We start from the raw sequence: 16445 nt of genomic DNA on the forward strand, positions 1-16445 counted from the left end.
TGGCTATGGAAACACTGGTATTTTACGGCTTTGCAGCCATGGCAATCGGTTCGGCCATCTTGTTGGTCAGTATGCGTAATATTGCCCGTGCGCTATTCTTGTTTTTTATCGTCCTTTTCTCGGTAGCGGGTTTATACGTTTTTGCCTTGGCCGACTTCATCGCTATCACACAACTGCTTATTTATGTGGGTGGTGTATTGGTATTACTGCTGTTTGCTTTCATGCTTTCTAATAAGGAGTTGCTCAACCAGCTCCAGCGTGGTGTATCCCACTTCTTCGCGATGCCGGTGTGGCAAGCGCTGTTGATTGCGGTTTCCTTCCTTGCGATATTAATCCATACCGCCATACAGGTTGGTGCGGATGAACCTGCCTGGATAACCGCTTCCAAAACGGCGGGGACGACCATCCAACCGGGGGACAACACTGTGCAACACATCGGTGTACAGGTGATGACCCAATACCTGCTGCCATTTGAAGTGGTCTCCATACTCCTGATGATGGCCTTAATCGGCGCGGCCCACCTGACTCGAAAGGAGGAGACGCCATGATTACACTCACGCACTTCCTGGTCGTCGGTGCCTGCCTGTTTTCAATCGGCCTTTATGCCGTTTTGGCACGCCGCAATGCGATCTTGGTATTGGTAGGCATTGAACTGATGATTAATGCGGCGATTGTGAACCTTGTGGCCTTCAGCCGCTATGATAAAGCGTTCTATGGTGGACAGGTTTTTGCGCTTTTTGCCATCGTACTGGCTGCGGCAGCGGTAGCCGTCGCATTGGCCATCATCCTGAATGTATATAAATTTTACAAATCGGTCAACCCCGAGGACATTAGAAACTTAAAAGATTAACAAAAACGACATTGCCTAACCTCACACTGACATATCCGCTGTTGGCTGCCTTATCGGCGGTGTTGTTGCCTTTCGCGGGTTTTCTCCTTTCCATCGCACTGGGCAAAAAAGCCAGACATGGAACCGTGGCCATCGTTGCCATCTCCCTCAGCCTCCTGGCTGCAGGATATGCGTTCGCGCAGGTATGGGGCCATGATCCTATCCACGTACGCTGGCATTGGTTTACGATAGGCCAGCATGCGTTTCATGTAGGTCTACTTTTGGACAATGCCGCTGTGCTGATGCTCCTACTGGTCTGCCTTATCGCGCTGCCGGTCCACGCCTATTCCTTTGCCTATATGAAAGGCGACCCGGGCATCCACCGGTACTGGGCTTACTTAAGCTTATTTTGTTTTGCCATGCTTGGACTGGTGGTGGCCGACAACCTGTTGCTGATGTACATATTTTGGGAACTTGTAGGCTTTGCTTCCTACCTGCTCATTGGCTTCTGGTATACCCGGGATGCGGCGGCCCATGCCAACAAAAAAGCATTCATTATAAACCGTGTCGGTGATATCGGATTTCTCGTAGGCATTGCCATGGTCTATAGCAGTGTTGGCACACTGGACGTCCAGGCGCTTTTTGGCCCGCAAGGGGTGTTTGCTGCGCCTGCCGGGGCTGATATACCGGCTGCCAACGGGAAAGGCACCGTCACAGCCGGCTGGCTCACCGTCGCGGGATTTGCTTTTTTCCTCGGTGCTATGGCCAAGTCGGCACAATTCCCTTTCCATGTATGGTTGCCGGATGCCATGGAGGGGCCTACCTCCGTGTCGTCACTCATCCACGCAGCTACCATGGTGGCCGCCGGCGTCTTCCTGCTCGCCCGGGTGTTTCCGTTGTTCAACGAAGCGATGTTGCTGGTTATCGCCACCACCGGCACCATTACGGCTTTCGTCGCGGCCTATTTTGCGCTGACCCAATACGATATCAAAAAAATTCTGGCGTTTTCAACCATCTCACAACTGGGTTTCATGATGTCCGGTATCGGTATCGGCATGTACCACATCGCGCTGTTTCACCTTGTCACCCACGCTTTTTTTAAATGCTTGCTTTTCCTGGCAGCGGGTGCCATCATCCACGAGATGCAGCACATGAAGGAAAAACATGGGCTGGCCATCGACCCACAGGATATCCGGAATATGGGCGGCCTGCGCAAGCGGATGCCTATAACGTTTGCTACCATGCTCATCGCATCACTTGCGTTGGTCGGCTTCCCGCTGACCGCTGGCTATCTTTCCAAGGATGCCCTGCTCGTGCATGCCTTTGAATGGGCCGCCCTGCAACGGGGGCCTGTCAGTGCCATCCCTTATGTGCTTGCCATCGTGAGCATACTGACCAGCTTTTATATTTTCCGTTTATTAGCTAAGGTGTTCTTTGCACGGCCGGCCGCCATATTGGCCAACAAGGGTGTCAGCGCGCATGAAGCCCCTCGGCAGATGCTGGTACCCATGGTGTTCCTCGCGTTTTGCTCGCTTTTTCCTTTATTCACGTTTAATCCGCTGAATGATGGACAGGTTTGGCTGCTGCAAGGCATCGCCGCGGAATTGCCTACATTGCCGCCACTCCGCCTGTTGCACCTGCTTGTGCCCATCTTGGCAACAATAACAACAATAATCGTGGCTGTGGTCGTTTGGCGCTGGTATATCCGCGGGCATTATCCACTCAACACTACAGGAGCGTTGTATCGGCTGTCCGAACGCCAAGGCTATGTAAACGAGCTATACGGTGCTGCCATTGTCCGTCCGCTGCTTAAATTGTCGGCCCTGCTGTGGTGGACGGATCGCCATGTGGTGGATGGCATCATAAACGGTATAGCGGCTGCGGGACGGGCGCTCGCAGGCATAACCACATGGATAGACCGGCACATCGTGGATGGCGCCGTCCGCCTGGTGGGTAAGCTGGCCTGGGGTGCCGGCAATGTGCTGAGACGTTCACAGACCGGCAGGGTACAGCAATACCTTGCCCTGGTATTTTTTATTATTCTGTTGATTTTGCTTTATCTTATATTCGCGCAAGCATGAACCCGCATTTATTGACCATACTGATTTTTTTGCCGCTGGCTGCCGCCATGTTGATGATGCTTGTGCCATCAACCAAAAAGACTGTTTATAAATACATCGCATTAATCACCGGGCTCCTTCAATTGCTATTGAGCGGGGCAATGTATTGGTTGTTTCACCCCAAGGGATCCGGCATTACGGAAGAAAGATTATACCAGTTTGTCGATCATGTGCCTTGGATACGGTTGGACATGGGCAGCCTTGGCCTGTTGGAAATCGACTATTATGTCGGCGTCGATGGCCTCTCCATGCCGTTTCTTTTCCTTACAGCGTTCGTGATGGTCATCGCAATAGGTGCTTCATGGGACATTCAAAAGCGTGTAAAAGGTTATTTCATCCTCCTGATGGTGTTGGATATGGCCGTGATGGGCGTATTCTCCGCCCTCGATTTTTTCCTGTTTTACGTCTTTTATGAATTGATGCTGCTTCCCTTGTATTTCCTCATCGGCATTTGGGGCGGCGCGCGGCGCGAATATGCGGCGATCAAATTTTTCCTGTATACCTTATTTGGTTCGGTATTTATGCTTTTGGTCATTGTGGGGCTTTATTTCTCGGTGACCAATCCGGATACCGGCGCCCACACGTTCAACATGTTGTACATGATGAATCCGGCTAATTATGCCCCCGATTCCATCTTTTCGGCCTTTACCCAGCGGGAATTGTTCGGCATCTCGGCCCGGTTGCTCGGCTTCATCGTTTTGTTCGTCGCCTTTGCCATTAAAGTACCTGTGGTACCACTGCACACCTGGCTGCCCGATGCACACGTCGAAGCGCCTACGCCCATTTCCATCATCCTTGCGGGGATCTTGCTCAAAATCGGCGGATACGGTATCCTGCGGGTTTGCTTCAGCATTTTCCCTGATGCCGCATTGCAGTCTGCTTGGTGGTTGGGGCTCATCGGCGTGGTATCCATCATCTATGGGGCATTGGTCGCCCTGGGCCAGCGCGACCTGAAGCGCATGATCGCCTACTCGTCTGTGTCGCATATGGGTTTCGTAATGCTCGGTATAGCCTCCTTCACCGTGGAAGGCACTGCTGGGGCAGTATTCCAGCTAATCAGCCATGGCTTCCTGTCGGCGGCGCTGTTTTTTCTCGTCGGCATGCTGTACGACCGCGTGCACGATCGCGATATCTACCATTTCCGGGGGCTTGCAAGCCTGATGCCCCGGTTTACGGTATTTGTGGCCATCACATTCTTCGCATCACTGGGGCTACCCGGTTTCTCGGCATTCATTGGGGAGGCATTCGTTATCATCGGGGCATTCAACGCTGAGGGTTTGCATGGTCTGCTGCCACGATGGATGGCCATTGGCGGATCGATTGGCATCCTGCTTAGTGCGGTATATTTCCTTTGGACGCTGCAACGAATGTTTTTTGGGCAGCTCCGTGTCAAGGGTGGCAACGCGTGGGTGGCAGCCCTCTCCGATGCCTCCCCGCGCGAGACATTCGTCATGGTGCCGATGCTTGCCCTGACGCTGGCATTGGGTGTATGTCCGGCCTTAGCCTTGGATAACATCAACGCATCGGTATTGGCGCTGGTGGAGCTGGTAACAGGAGTAGATCATTGAAACGACTAATAGGTTGTGAGCTTAGGCGCTAAGCCATAAACTTGGACTGTAAGCTGTAAAGACATATAATGACCGAGCTTTTACCCAATATAAGCAACAAACTGGACCATGTCCTCGCAGGGCTGCCGATGCTGCTGCCCGAACTGGTCCTGACAGCAACGTTCCTTACAGGCATAGGTGCCGGGTTGTTTGCCGACCGTTATTGGCGGCACGCCTCGTTTGCCGTCACCACGGTTGGCATTGTGCTTGCCGGGGTGTGCAGCGCCTGGCAACTGGCATTACCCGCTGTCGACAATCTGCTGTTCGGGATGGCGACGATGGATGCCTTTGGCCGTTATGCCCGTCTGCTGACCGCTGCCGTTTGCTTGCTGTTCGTACTGTTTGCAAAAGCAAATCCGGGATTCAACGCACATCGGAAGAAGACGTCCGATTTGTACAGCATCTTGCTGGCCGTACATATCGGCCTCAATCTCATGGGAGTGGCCACCAATTGGCTGATGGTCTTCGTGGCTATAGAAATGGCGTCCATCGGTTCTTACCTCATGGTGGGATACCTCGCCAAGGAGGCCCGGCAGACCGAAGCCGCCATGAAGTACGTGCTATTTGGTTCGGTATGTTCCGCCGTGATGCTATACGGCCTATCATTTATGTACGGCTTCACGGGCGATCTCAATTTTACGTCAGCCGCCCATATCCAAGGACTGGAAGGTACCGCTCCCCTGCTCGTTGCTACGGCGTTGCTGTTCGTCTTCACAGGCATCGGGTTCAAGCTGTCGTTTGTGCCTTTCCACTTCTGGACCCCCGACGTATACCAGGGGGCGTCTACGCCTGTGACGGCGTTCCTTTCCACCGCGCCGAAAATTGCCGGCATTGCTTTGCTGGCGCGAATAGGCTATGCCTGGCCTGCAGACAGCAATGCTTTCCAGTACTTACATACCCTGATATTGGTATCGGCTATCGTGACTATGCTGCTTGGCAACCTCGCCGCGCTGCGCCAAACCAACGTGAAGCGGATGATGGCTTACTCTTCTATCGGCCATACCGGTTTTCTCATGATGGCGGTACTGGCCTACTCATCCGGGGAATTTGCCATTCTCCTGTTTTACCTTGCTGTATATGCGCTGATGAATATGGGCGTATTCATGCTCGCCGATTACATTGAAGCACGCACGGGTGCAGTCGACGTCGACGAGTACCGCGGATTGGGTAAGGTACTTCCCGCGGCCTTCGTCAGCTTCGTCATCCTGCTGATATCGCTTACCGGTCTACCCCCCACCGCAGGGTTCGTCGCCAAACTACTCGTATTCAGTGCGGTATTCAACAATTGGCAGCTGACGGGCAACGCCGGCATGCTGTTGCTGCTCATCGTTGGCGCGCTTACTACCGTCATTTCTCTCTTTTATTACTTCAAGGTGCCATTGCATGCATTTCTACGGCAACCAGAGCAGGAAAGGAAGACCCTGCCCGCGCACCCCATTGTCGTTGGCCTGGCCCTACTTATGGCCGCGGCTGTATTGCTGCTGGGCATTTTCCCGAGTTGGTTGATGGCCTAACTTTGCCTGTATGCTTGGCCAACACATCATCGCTTTTTATTCTGACAGCATAAAGCAGCGTGTAAGAGTCCGTTATTCCGGCACTACCGCCCAAATGGTATTGGCGGCATCGTCTGTCACCAACAGGTAGCCTTGTTGCGCGAAGGTCACGCCCACCGGACGGCCATATACCTCGCCTTTTTCCGCATCGGCGATGAACCCGGAGAGAAAATCCTCCGGCATACCGGTCGGCTTGCCATTATCAAAAGGTACGTAGACGACTTTATAGCCCACCAATTCGGAGCGATTCCACGACCCATGCTGGCCGATGTAAGCACCCGACCGGAATCCTTCATGTTTGCTGAAAGCCAGTCCCAGCGATGCCGTATGTGATCCCAGGGCATAATCTGGCACAATGCTTTTGGCAACCAAATCCTCATGTTGTCCTTTCCAATTCGGGTCGGGATGCTTGCCCCAATAAGCATAGGGCCATCCGTAAAAACCGCCCTCCTGTACAGCTGTGATATAATCCGGCACCAACGCATCGCCCAGTTCGTCGCGCTCATTGACGGCTGTCCAAAGTACGCCGCTTTGCGGCTCCCAATCCATACCTACCGGATTGCGCAGGCCCGATGCGAAGATACGTTCGCCCGTGCCATCCGGGGCGACCTCGATAATGTTTGCCCGCCGGACTTCATGCTCCATGCCGTTTTCACCCACATTGCTGCCGGATCCGACCGAAATATAAATTTTGCTCCCATCGGCATTGGCAACGATATTGCGTGTCCAATGGTTGTTATATCCGCCAGCCGGCAGCGCCAGCAGCTTCTCCCCTTCGGCCACGATACTCGATGCTTCCGGGTCATAGGGGAACCGCCACAGCCCATCGGTATTTGCTACATAGAAATAGTCGCCCAGTACAAGCATACCGAAGGGCTGGTTCAAGCCGTCCAGATAAACGCGCTGCAAGTCGGGTTTGGCATCGCCGTCCGTATCCCTGAGGAGAATGATTTGATGCGAGCTGACCGCCAGGTTTTCGTTTCGGGATTTGGCTTTCCCGCTGACCAAATCTTTGATGCGTTCGGCACCACGTTTCACCGTGCGCGCTTCTGACACAAAAATGTCGCCATTCGGTGCTTGGTAAATCCATCGCGGGCTATTCAGCTTATCGGCAAACTTTACGACCCGATAGCCTTCCGGGGCGGTCGGCTTCTGCCCCTCCGGCCAACCAACAACCTTGGACAACTTGGTTGCCGACGGCGTCGCCATCGGCTGCGGCAGCGTTACATCCGTCCCATACTCGACAACTTCCTGCGTAAATGCACTCGAAATCGGATAAGCAGATACTGCCATACAGCAGACAAAAAACCTGAAAAACGTGCCAGACAATAATTTGGGTGACTTCTTCATATTGCGATTTACCTAATGCTTGATTACATCGTAGCCAACAACTGGCTATCGCAAATGTTTGTCTTTCCGTTGCGGATTTGACGGAAACTGGCAGTGGTTAGTACTACAACAGGATAGCTTTCAGGATAGCCTGCGCACGATCGCCCCAGTTTTTCAGGCTTGATTCGAGTTGGGTGCGCAATTCGCGGTAGTCAACGGCCTTGCCCTTTTTAGGGGCTTCCAGTTCTTTCGCCGACACCGGCCGATCGTCCACTTTGGTCGCGAAATAGGTGGTATTTTCATAGGGAAGGGCTATGCCCAGGATCAAACCGGGCAAGCCGGTAAATGATTCGGGACCTCCGGTCACCGGAATCTGATCGGTATAAAAAGCAACCACGTAAACGGAATCCAGCACCAGGGCATTGGCCCGCCGGCATTCGTACCCCGCAATCTCCCGGGTCTCATTGGTAAGCCGCCACTGGATGCGCCTCGTGCTATCCGTAATCAGGTAGGTTTCCTCGTAAACACTTTTCTGGCTGATACTTTGTCCGGCAATCAAGTCCGTAACAATAGTATTAGCCATATCAACAGACGGATCATTGCCAAGGAACCCGGTACTGGAACCCGGCGCGGCATGGGGCCAAAACCGTGTTTTTCCATCCGCGAAGGCCAGGCTGTATTTGAACGATTTGAACTGCGGATTGGTCTTCCGGTATTGTTCGAAAGCCTGTTCCATGAATGAGTTGTCGCCTATCCGGCTTTTGATTTTCGCGTACATATTGACCCGTTTTTCGAATTCGACGACACCGCTCTCGACAAAGCGGGCGTACTGCGCCCGCAGCGGCTGGGATACAGTCATGAATACAACTAAACAGGCCAACAAGTGAAACGTATTCTTCTTCATATCGCTAATTTTGTATGGATACGCCGCCCATCTTATTGAAATCCCATGTAAGGGAGAACATCAGGTAGCGTGTAATGGTCGTATAGCTGTTCTGCGAAAGCATGTTGTTGCTGGCATAACGGCTAAAGCCCACGTTTTGCTTAAGCAGGTCGTTGACCCCCACGGAAAGGCGGAGTGTCTCATCTTTCAGGAACTTCTTGCTGACCGATGCATTGATAATAAACCGTTCAAACTCTTCATCAAATGACTGGGTGGCCGCCGTATAGGTATATTGGCCATCGGATGTAATCTGAAACTTCCAGGGCAGGTAAACATTGAAAGTGTAGTTACCGTTTAACCCCCAACCATTGTTATTTTGCTGCCGTTGCAACGATGATTCGCCATGGGTATAGGTTGGGCCGAAATTGATGAAGAAATCATACTTATTTTGGATGTACTGCCGGATATTGACACTTCCGCCGTAGCTCGAGCTTTGGGTCTTATTCAATTCGCCGTTGGTCAGGTTATAATAGACGTTGCCATTCATATTGAGTCCGGCACCGACATTGAGATTCCATTTTTTCAGGTTCTTACTGAAGTTTGAATAGAAGAAATAATTGATGGGCGATTGATTATCCAGGTTTGCATACTGGAACGTGCTGCGGCCTACCGAGTCGGTAAACGTGTTGCTGACGATTGGGTTGTGCGTGTTGGAAAAGCTCCCCGAAAAAAATACGTATTGATTGCCGAGCACTTTGAATGAATTGTACGATACGTTGAAGCGGTTGGTGTACGACGGTTTCAAATCCGGGTTGCCGAGTACGATGTTCATGGGATCATCGTTCACCCGCACAGGCTGGATTTGATTGATAGACGGTTGTGTATTGTTGCCGTTATAAGATAGCGTAAACGACTTCTGCTGGGAAAACCGATATTGCCACCGCAATTGCGGATTGTGATTGGTGAAATTGCGTTCGAAGCGGCTATCAGCATACCGATCCGTCTGATCAAACCGAACCCTGCTGATCCGTGTCCCGAAATTGACCGTAGATTTGCCCTTTTTGAAATTAACGATGGCTCCGAACTGGTTTGACAGTTGATTGAGTTTAAAATCGTTGCTGAATAAGGAATCCAGGTCCACGTAATTGCCGGCACCCACCGGATTGAACGATTGCCTCACTGACGTGCCGTTGCTTGCTGTGAGGCGATAATTCAAGACCAAGGCAAGTGCCTGCGAGAGGGGTTCGGAATAGGTGACATTGGAATTGAACACCATGCTGTTGTTGTCGTTGATCTTGAGCTGATCGATTATCCAAACACTATCTACCGTACCACGTTCATAGAACGTGTTTTCCGAATACAAAAATCCCTGTGCGTTGCTTTGCTCGATCGTTTCGTTGAGTTCCCAAGAGAGTGTCCGTCCCTGTTTCCGGAGCTTTTTGGTCCACAATGCGGTCACGAAAGCGCTGAGTCCTTCGGTATCATTGGTGGTACGGCGCATCGACTGATTGAGCATGCCGCCTGTTCCGTCGGTACCCGTCGACTGGTTGAACCCGCTGGTCTCGCCCTTTCGGAGGGTCCCGTCCACAGTCACTTTCAACGTGGAGGTCGAATCAAACTGTGTTTCAAAGATAGCTCCGCCGCGCTGCCGGAATATCCGGCGATCGAACGCCTCGTCGGAGACGGTATTGATGGTCCCCGTGGGCAGGTTATTTTGCGTGATGGTATTGTTGGTGCCTTCGACGCTTAGTTCGCCGATTTTATAGTTCCCGTTGATGGATTGCCTACCGTCGTTCCACTTGTTGCTGTAGAACGCGCCCCCGTTCAACGCAGAGGGAATTCCACGGCCGTCATACCGGCCGCCCCAGGATTCGATATCGTCCTGGCCGCCCGTTATCATAATCATGATGCCACCGTCTTCCATCAAGCTCGTACTGCCGGATGGCGAATAGCGGTCGGCATCCTGCCAGCTCAACCCTGTCCGCCCCGTGTTGCCGAGCGTGCCGAATGCCGAAAACCGCTGCTTATTATTGAAACGGTTGAACATCGCCTGGCCTTGGTAGAAGTCTTTATTGCCAACACCCGCATCTACTTTACCAAAATGCCCCGTCTTCTTATCTTCCTTAAGGACGATATTGAGTGTTTTCGACCGTTCGCCATCGTCTACCCCAGTAAACTCGGCTTGGTCGCTCCGTTTGTCATAAAGCTGTACTTTATCAACCATGTCGCCGCGAAGATTTCGGGTGACCAAGGTCGGGTCATCACCGAAAAACTCCTCGCCATCCACCAATACTTTATTGACCGTCTGCCCTTGGGCAGTGATTTTGCCATCCTGATCGACTTGGATACCCGGCAATTGCTGGAGCAAATCTTCCACCTTCGAATTGGGCTGGATGGTGAAACTGGCGGCATCATATTCCGTTGTATCCCCCCGAATCGTGATGGCCTGCCGGCGACTGACCAATACCTCTTCCAACAGCTTGGAGCGGAGCACCAACCCCAAATTGCCAAAATCCAGCACCTTGGTCGCACTGTCCAAGGTAAACCGCTCCACATAGTCGGCATACTCGGGAAACGTGGCGAAAAGGATGTACTCACCTGCATCCAGCCCCTCCAGTTGGAAATTGCCCGACGCGTCCGTACGGGTAAACGTAGAAAGCATGGAATCCTGGGCGTGCACAAGCACAATGGACGATTTGGCCAGTTTAATGCTGGATGCCGTATCCACTACCGTACCTTTGATGGCATAGCCTTCCTGAGCTACCGAAAACAACCAGCATGAACATACCGCTAACAGCGTAACGAGGAATCGCTTCATAAATCGGGGTTTAATGCATATATTAGGTATCTTACCTTCTACTGATTACGTGCTGGATTATTTCAGGCTGCCTCTAATCGTGTATACTATTTCCAACTGTCGCAAATATAAAACTAAAAAAATAGTTTCAAAACAAATTATCATCTTTTAACAGTCATTGCCACGCCTACGGTACGTCAGGCAAACGCTATCAAGCCGATGCTCCGAGGTTTTTGACGCAGTTGCGGGCAATATGTTGCATAAACAAGCAGCATAAATTACAGAAATCTGAACGCTGATGTACCCCCATGAGCGACTGCTATTTGTCTATATTTGGCAAATTACCTAAGTTTGCCGGAAAGCCTCTTACTATGCAGAAGATCAAAGAATATGTGAAAGCGAACCAGCAGCGCTTTTTGGATGAGTTGTTTGCGTTACTCCGTTTTCCGTCCGTGAGCGCAGACCCGCAATATGCAGCCGATGTGCGAGACACGGCGGAATACGTTGCCCAAAAATTACGGGATGCGGGGGCCGATAACGTGGAAGTATGTGCTACCGCCGGCCATCCTATCGTATACGGCGAGAAAATAATCGACCCCAACAAGCCCACGGTACTGGTATACGGCCATTATGATGTGCAACCCCCGGACCCGTTGGAGTTATGGGAGACCCCACCGTTTGAGCCTACTGTACGCGATGGCAAAATATTTGCCCGGGGCGCATGTGACGACAAAGGACAGTTTTACATGCACGTCAAGGCGTTTGAACTGATGCAAGCGACAGGTACCCTGGCCTGCAATGTCAAATTCATGATTGAAGGGGAAGAAGAAGTAGGTTCGGATAACTTGGGCGTGTTTGTAAAAGCCAATAAAGCGCGTTTGGCAGCCGACGTGGTACTCATCTCCGATACAGCGATGATCAGCTTGGAGACTCCTTCGCTGGAAACCGGACTCCGCGGCCTTTCTTACCTTGAAGTGGAGGTGACAGGCCCCAACCGCGACCTGCACTCCGGTGTATATGGCGGTGCTGTGGCCAACCCGATTACTATCCTGGCCAAACTCATCGCTTCGTTGCATGATGAAAACAACCGCATCACCATCCCCGGCTTTTATGACGATGTAGCTGAGCTCAGTGACGCGGAACGCAACGCGCTGAACGAGGCACCATTTGACGAAGATGAATACAAGCAGGATCTTGGCATAAAGGCACTTTGGGGCGAAAAGGGATACTCCACCATTGAACGCACTGGGATACGCCCCACGCTTGAAGTCAATGGCATCTGGGGCGGATATATCGGCAAAGGTGCCAAAACGGTGCTGCCATCAAAGGCATATGCTAAGATTTCGATGCGGCTGGTGCCCAACCAAGATTCAGCCACCATCACCGCCCTGTTCACCAAACACTTCGAACGCATCGCACCCGACTATGTATCCATGAAGGTGACGCCCCACCATGGTGGCCAGCCGGCGGTGACACCGACCGACAGCCCAGCCTACCGAGCCGCCGAGAAGGCGATTGAGGAGGCCTTTGGCAAGAAACCTATCCCCACGCGGGGCGGCGGAAGCATTCCCATCGTATCGTTGTTTGAAGACGAATTGGGATTGAAAACCGTACTGATGGGCTTTGGGCTGGACAGCGACAACCTGCATTCGCCCAACGAAAAGTATGACATCGCCAATTATTTCAAAGGGATAGAAACGATTCCGCTGTTTCACAAGTATTTCGCGGAATTAAGCTAACTTCGGGGGGCTTGAAGGGGATGATACACGTGATAAGAAAAATGCACAGATGCCTCTATTTAGCATCTGTTTTAGTTTTCTTTGCCCTCTTTTATCCGTTATTGAAGTTTTTAGCCCGCAATCCCGAACGCCATTCGCGAAGCATCGCACGTTGCCGCCGGGCCATTGGCTTTTTAAGCTCGGTATGTGTCGGAATAATTTACAGATTCCGATTTGAAACGTCCATCGATTGGTCGCGCCCATACGTCATTTGTGCGAACCACACGTCCAACCTGGACATTACGGCGTTGGTGTTGCTCTGTCCGGCTGATTTTTCCTTCATGGGAAAAATCGAGCTGTTGGACAATCCGGTGACGGGTATGTTTTTCAAGACAATCGATATTCCGCTGAACCGGCAAAGCAAAATCTCCGCCTTCAAGGCGTTCAAACGCGCCGACGGATACCTCCGAAAAGGACGAAGTATGGCTATCTTTCCCGAGGGGCATATCGGTGAAGAATACCCGCCCCGCCTGTATGACTTTAAAAACGGCCCCTTCAAATTAGCCATCGAAACGCAAGCGCCCATCATACCGGTCATTATCCACAATGCATGGAAAATTTTCTGGGATGATGCCAAAGCCTACGGAAGCCGGCCGGGAGTCATCGATATCGAAGTCCTGAAGCCAGTGGAGACCGCCGGCCTTGGATTGGACCAAGCCGATCAACTGCGGGATGAAGTCCACCAGCTGATAAAAAAACGCTGGGTCAAAATTGGAGGCTTGTAACTTTTGCTATATTCGTACGTCTTAAGGAAAAGAAAAATTTATGTCGCATCAGGCCCTCATTCAAATCAAGGATATCGGACGCAAATATGTCATCGGCTCGGAAACCATCCACGCACTGAAGTCAGTGACGCTTGAAATCAATAAAGGTGAATTTGTTGCTCTCATGGGGCCATCGGGCTCCGGCAAATCGACCTTGATGAATATCCTTGGTTGCCTGGACACACCCACGCGTGGAGAGTATATCCTCAACGGCATCAATGTGAGCGACATGAGTGATGATGAACTTGCCGAAGTGCGCAACAAGGAGATCGGCTTTGTATTCCAAACATTCAACCTGCTGCCACGCTCCACTTCCCTGGACAATGTCGCATTGCCCTTGGTTTACGCCGGATACAGCAAGAAGAAACGGGATGAAATGGCACAACGGGCCTTAGAAAGTGTCGGTTTAGGAAACCGTGTTGACCATAAGCCCAACGAGCTTTCCGGTGGTCAGCGCCAACGGGTGGCTGTAGCCCGGGCCTTGATCAATAACCCGTCTATCATCCTTGCCGATGAGCCTACCGGTAACCTGGATACGAAGACGTCGATCGAAATCATGGGGCTGATGGAAGAAATCCACTCCCGCGGTAATACCATCATCCTTGTCACACACGAAGAAGACATTGCGCAACATGCACACCGGATTGTCCGCATGCGGGACGGCCTGGTGGAAGACGACTACCCCAACAAAGACATCAAAAGTGTATCGCCACGGCTCGCTGCTTTACGGGAAAAAGGAACCGATTTTGAAAACATTTAGCCGTGTACTTGACGCGCGTTATTCCTCATTTTTACGGTTTCCCGTTGCCGCTTTTTGCTGAAAAAGCGGCATTTTTTACGCAAAAACAACGCCTTAACGCCAAACAACCAGCTGTTAGCCAACAGCTTAAACAAATATTAAAAAATATTGACAAAAAATTTAAAAATCATAATTGAAATATTATATTTTTGCGCAAAATTGGAACTTAAATTGACAAGTTATGTATTGGACACTCGAGTTAGCCTCACATTTGGAAGATGCACCTTGGCCGGCAACAAAAGACGAGCTTATTGATTATGCCATACGCTCAGGTGCTCCAGTGGAAGTAATCGAAAATTTGCAAGCCCTGGAGGACGATGGTGAGCCTTATGAAAATATAGAAGAAATTTGGCCCGACTACCCGACCAAGGATGACTTCTTCTTTAACGAAGATGAATATTGACACATAGCCGCCCCGCACGATAAAGTCCGGGGCGGTTGTGTTTTTGTACCGATAATTACGACATCCTAAATCGGCAACCGGACTGGCAATTGATGTAATTTTATCTCATACCGAGGGTTTGCTTCGCTGCGATGTGTTTATTAGTCTTTACTTTTTTCGGTTGTATCCGTTTCGGCCTGGATACCATCGTTACCGGAACGTCCAACAAATCACGGATAACTACCGATGCACACACGCCGCCGAACGCAGCCGGCAGATAGGAAATCGTACCGTAGGCCGAACGCTTGAAATTGCTGCCGTCGGTCATCACTAATGAATCCCGCTTTACCTCCTCGACCGAAAACACGGCCTTGACGTTACCGGCATTGGCCAACTTTTTCAGCCGCTTCCGTACATACTGCGCAAATACGCATTGGTAGGTTTCCGGCAACCGCGTGACGCGTATCATCGTGGGATCGAGCTTCCCACCGGCACCCATCGAACTGACGATTGGCACGCCCGAATGCAATGCGGTGGACAACAATGTCACCTTTGGCGTGATGCTGTCGATGCAGTCCATGACGTAGTCATACGGTTTGCTTAATATTTCCCGGCATTTCTGCGGGGTAAGGAAGTCTTGTATGACGTGCAACTTAAGACCGGGATTAATAGCCAGCAATCGCTCTTCCATGATGCGTGCCTTACTTTCGCCGTGGTTGGTCGCCAGCGCCGGCAGTTGGCGATTACGGTTGGAGGGATCGACCACATCCCCGTCAACGATGGTCATCTCCCCTACCCCTGCCCGGCAGATAAATTCCGCTGCAAAAGACCCTACACCGCCAAGTCCTACCACCAATACGTGTTTCTGTTGTAACAATGCTATTCCCTCATCGCCCACGAGCAACGCCGAACGCGATAACCAGCTAGTATCGATCATTTAAGTCAGTTGAATTTTTTTCCAGCTGGCAAAAATAATATCTTTCAAGTCATCTAACGCCATTTTGCGCAAAAAAGCTGCTTGCTCATAAATGGCTTGTATGTTTACCCCGCTATCATCCGTCTCGAGAAAAAAAGGCGGCGCTATCTGCCGGATGGTCTTCGCCGCATTGCTGGTTTCTTCCATTATTGCCGCACCAAACGAAAGGTAAAAACCTTGCCGTAATAGCTGGCCAGCCAAGGCCGGCGACTTGTTAAAACCGTGCACAATCATCGGTACTTTGGCAGCGTAGCGTTTGCCGTAGGACTGTAGCTCGTCAAATGCCCGCACACAATGAATAATCATCGGCTTATTGTGCCTCACAGCCAGTACGGCCTGCCGCTCGAAGGCGGCTTGCTGGATAGGCATAGCGGGGCCGCGCAGCCGGTCGAAGCCACATTCACCCACCAGCTTGACGCGGGTGTCACTGATGCGGTCCGCCAATACATCCATCTGCGGTTCCAGGTTTTCTTCGGTAAGATACCAAGGGTGTAGGCCGATGGAGATCCAGGTATTTACCGACGTTGGTTTTTCGTGCAACGGCAGGACATTATAAATTACCGAGGCGCCGGCCGAATGTGGCGCACCACGATGAGCATGGATGTCAAAAAAAGGCACAAGCATACGC

Annotated in this window: 15 protein-coding genes; 10 read left to right on the top strand and 5 right to left on the bottom strand. The window is 51.5% G+C overall.

From position 1 onward, the window contains the following. Positions 1 to 5 precede the first annotated feature (5 nt). From B5X72_RS10190 to B5X72_RS10210, 5 genes are all read left to right on the top strand, one after another. Complete coding sequence (locus tag B5X72_RS10190; protein ID WP_233632456.1) at positions 6 to 548, top strand: NADH-quinone oxidoreductase subunit J family protein; 543 nt, start codon at positions 6 to 8, stop codon at positions 546 to 548. After that, the gene (nuoK, locus tag B5X72_RS10195; RefSeq protein ID WP_079716772.1) at positions 545 to 850 is read left to right on the top strand and encodes an NADH-quinone oxidoreductase subunit NuoK; all 306 of its coding nucleotides are present in this window, start codon (positions 545 to 547) and stop codon (positions 848 to 850) included. Before B5X72_RS10190 ends, nuoK begins: the two co-directional genes overlap by 4 nt. 11 nt (positions 851 to 861) lie before the next feature. Beyond that, entirely contained in the window at positions 862 to 2910 is a 2049-nt protein-coding gene (nuoL, locus tag B5X72_RS10200; RefSeq protein ID WP_079716773.1) for an NADH-quinone oxidoreductase subunit L, read from the top strand. Continuing rightward, positions 2907 to 4517, top strand: a complete 1611-nt coding sequence (locus B5X72_RS10205) for a complex I subunit 4 family protein (protein ID WP_079716774.1) — start codon at positions 2907 to 2909, stop codon at positions 4515 to 4517. Before nuoL ends, B5X72_RS10205 begins: the two co-directional genes overlap by 4 nt. Before the next feature lie 68 nt (positions 4518 to 4585). After that, complete coding sequence (locus tag B5X72_RS10210) at positions 4586 to 6070, top strand: NADH-quinone oxidoreductase subunit N (RefSeq protein WP_079716775.1); 1485 nt, start codon at positions 4586 to 4588, stop codon at positions 6068 to 6070. Between the two features lie 72 nt (positions 6071 to 6142). On the opposite strand, the gene B5X72_RS10215 is transcribed toward B5X72_RS10210, so the two are convergent. The 3 genes from B5X72_RS10215 to B5X72_RS10225 all read right to left on the bottom strand — a co-directional run bounded on the left by B5X72_RS10215 (position 6143) and on the right by B5X72_RS10225 (position 11139). Further along, a complete protein-coding gene (locus B5X72_RS10215) occupies positions 6143 to 7459 on the bottom strand; it encodes a PQQ-dependent sugar dehydrogenase (protein WP_079716776.1) in 1317 nt (438 codons plus the stop codon). 103 nt (positions 7460 to 7562) lie between these two features. Then, entirely contained in the window at positions 7563 to 8342 is a 780-nt protein-coding gene (locus tag B5X72_RS10220; RefSeq protein ID WP_079716777.1) for a GLPGLI family protein, read from the bottom strand. A 4-nt stretch (positions 8343 to 8346) separates the two neighbouring features. Beyond that, positions 8347 to 11139 (bottom strand): outer membrane beta-barrel family protein, encoded by a 2793-nt coding sequence (locus B5X72_RS10225; protein WP_079716778.1) that lies wholly within the window; start codon positions 11137 to 11139, stop codon positions 8347 to 8349. 350 nt (positions 11140 to 11489) lie between these two features. On the opposite strand from B5X72_RS10225, the gene B5X72_RS10230 reads away from it, so the two are divergent. The 5 genes from B5X72_RS10230 to B5X72_RS10245 all read left to right on the top strand — a co-directional run bounded on the left by B5X72_RS10230 (position 11490) and on the right by B5X72_RS10245 (position 14862). Continuing rightward, positions 11490 to 12857 (top strand): dipeptidase, encoded by a 1368-nt coding sequence (locus tag B5X72_RS10230; protein WP_079716779.1) that lies wholly within the window; start codon positions 11490 to 11492, stop codon positions 12855 to 12857. A 101-nt stretch (positions 12858 to 12958) separates the two neighbouring features. Beyond that, positions 12959 to 13621: a lysophospholipid acyltransferase family protein gene (locus B5X72_RS10235; protein ID WP_245826911.1), complete on the top strand. Its 663-nt coding sequence runs from the start codon at positions 12959 to 12961 to the stop codon at positions 13619 to 13621. 40 nt (positions 13622 to 13661) lie between these two features. Further along, positions 13662 to 14420, top strand: a complete 759-nt coding sequence (locus B5X72_RS10240; RefSeq protein ID WP_079716781.1) for an ABC transporter ATP-binding protein — start codon at positions 13662 to 13664, stop codon at positions 14418 to 14420. A gap of 8 nt (positions 14421 to 14428) precedes the next feature. Further along, a complete protein-coding gene (locus B5X72_RS20770) occupies positions 14429 to 14596 on the top strand; it encodes a hypothetical protein (RefSeq protein WP_176146159.1) in 168 nt (55 codons plus the stop codon). A gap of 44 nt (positions 14597 to 14640) precedes the next feature. Beyond that, entirely contained in the window at positions 14641 to 14862 is a 222-nt protein-coding gene (locus tag B5X72_RS10245; protein WP_002996718.1) for a DUF2795 domain-containing protein, read from the top strand. A 100-nt stretch (positions 14863 to 14962) separates the two neighbouring features. Here B5X72_RS10245 and B5X72_RS10250 read toward each other — a convergent pair whose 3' ends face one another. Next, positions 14963 to 15778, bottom strand: a complete 816-nt coding sequence (locus B5X72_RS10250) for a tRNA threonylcarbamoyladenosine dehydratase (protein ID WP_079716782.1) — start codon at positions 15776 to 15778, stop codon at positions 14963 to 14965. Then, a complete protein-coding gene (locus tag B5X72_RS10255; protein ID WP_217698126.1) occupies positions 15779 to 16435 on the bottom strand; it encodes a TatD family hydrolase in 657 nt (218 codons plus the stop codon). It abuts the gene before it with no gap. Positions 16436 to 16445: the final 10 nt, after the last annotated feature.

Source organism: Parapedobacter luteus (genome assembly GCF_900168055.1).
Taxonomy (GTDB): domain Bacteria; phylum Bacteroidota; class Bacteroidia; order Sphingobacteriales; family Sphingobacteriaceae; genus Parapedobacter; species Parapedobacter luteus.

Bases quoted from the DNA above. Each gene is read 5' to 3' on its own strand.
- B5X72_RS10245 (WP_002996718.1), top strand. From the start codon at position 14,641: ATGTATTGGACACTCGAGTTAGCCTCACATTTGGAAGATGCACCTTGG.
- B5X72_RS10220 (WP_079716777.1), bottom strand. From the start codon at position 8,342: ATGAAGAAGAATACGTTTCACTTGTTGGCCTGTTTAGTTGTATTCATG.
- B5X72_RS10210 (WP_079716775.1), top strand. From the start codon at position 4,586: ATGACCGAGCTTTTACCCAATATAAGCAACAAACTGGACCATGTCCTC.
- B5X72_RS10230 (WP_079716779.1), top strand. From the start codon at position 11,490: ATGCAGAAGATCAAAGAATATGTGAAAGCGAACCAGCAGCGCTTTTTG.
- B5X72_RS10250 (WP_079716782.1), bottom strand. From the start codon at position 15,778: ATGATCGATACTAGCTGGTTATCGCGTTCGGCGTTGCTCGTGGGCGAT.
- B5X72_RS10190 (WP_233632456.1), top strand. From the start codon at position 6: ATGGAAACACTGGTATTTTACGGCTTTGCAGCCATGGCAATCGGTTCG.
- nuoK (WP_079716772.1), top strand. From the start codon at position 545: ATGATTACACTCACGCACTTCCTGGTCGTCGGTGCCTGCCTGTTTTCA.
- B5X72_RS10240 (WP_079716781.1), top strand. From the start codon at position 13,662: ATGTCGCATCAGGCCCTCATTCAAATCAAGGATATCGGACGCAAATAT.
- B5X72_RS10225 (WP_079716778.1), bottom strand. From the start codon at position 11,139: ATGAAGCGATTCCTCGTTACGCTGTTAGCGGTATGTTCATGCTGGTTG.
- B5X72_RS10215 (WP_079716776.1), bottom strand. From the start codon at position 7,459: ATGAAGAAGTCACCCAAATTATTGTCTGGCACGTTTTTCAGGTTTTTT.
- B5X72_RS10205 (WP_079716774.1), top strand. From the start codon at position 2,907: ATGAACCCGCATTTATTGACCATACTGATTTTTTTGCCGCTGGCTGCC.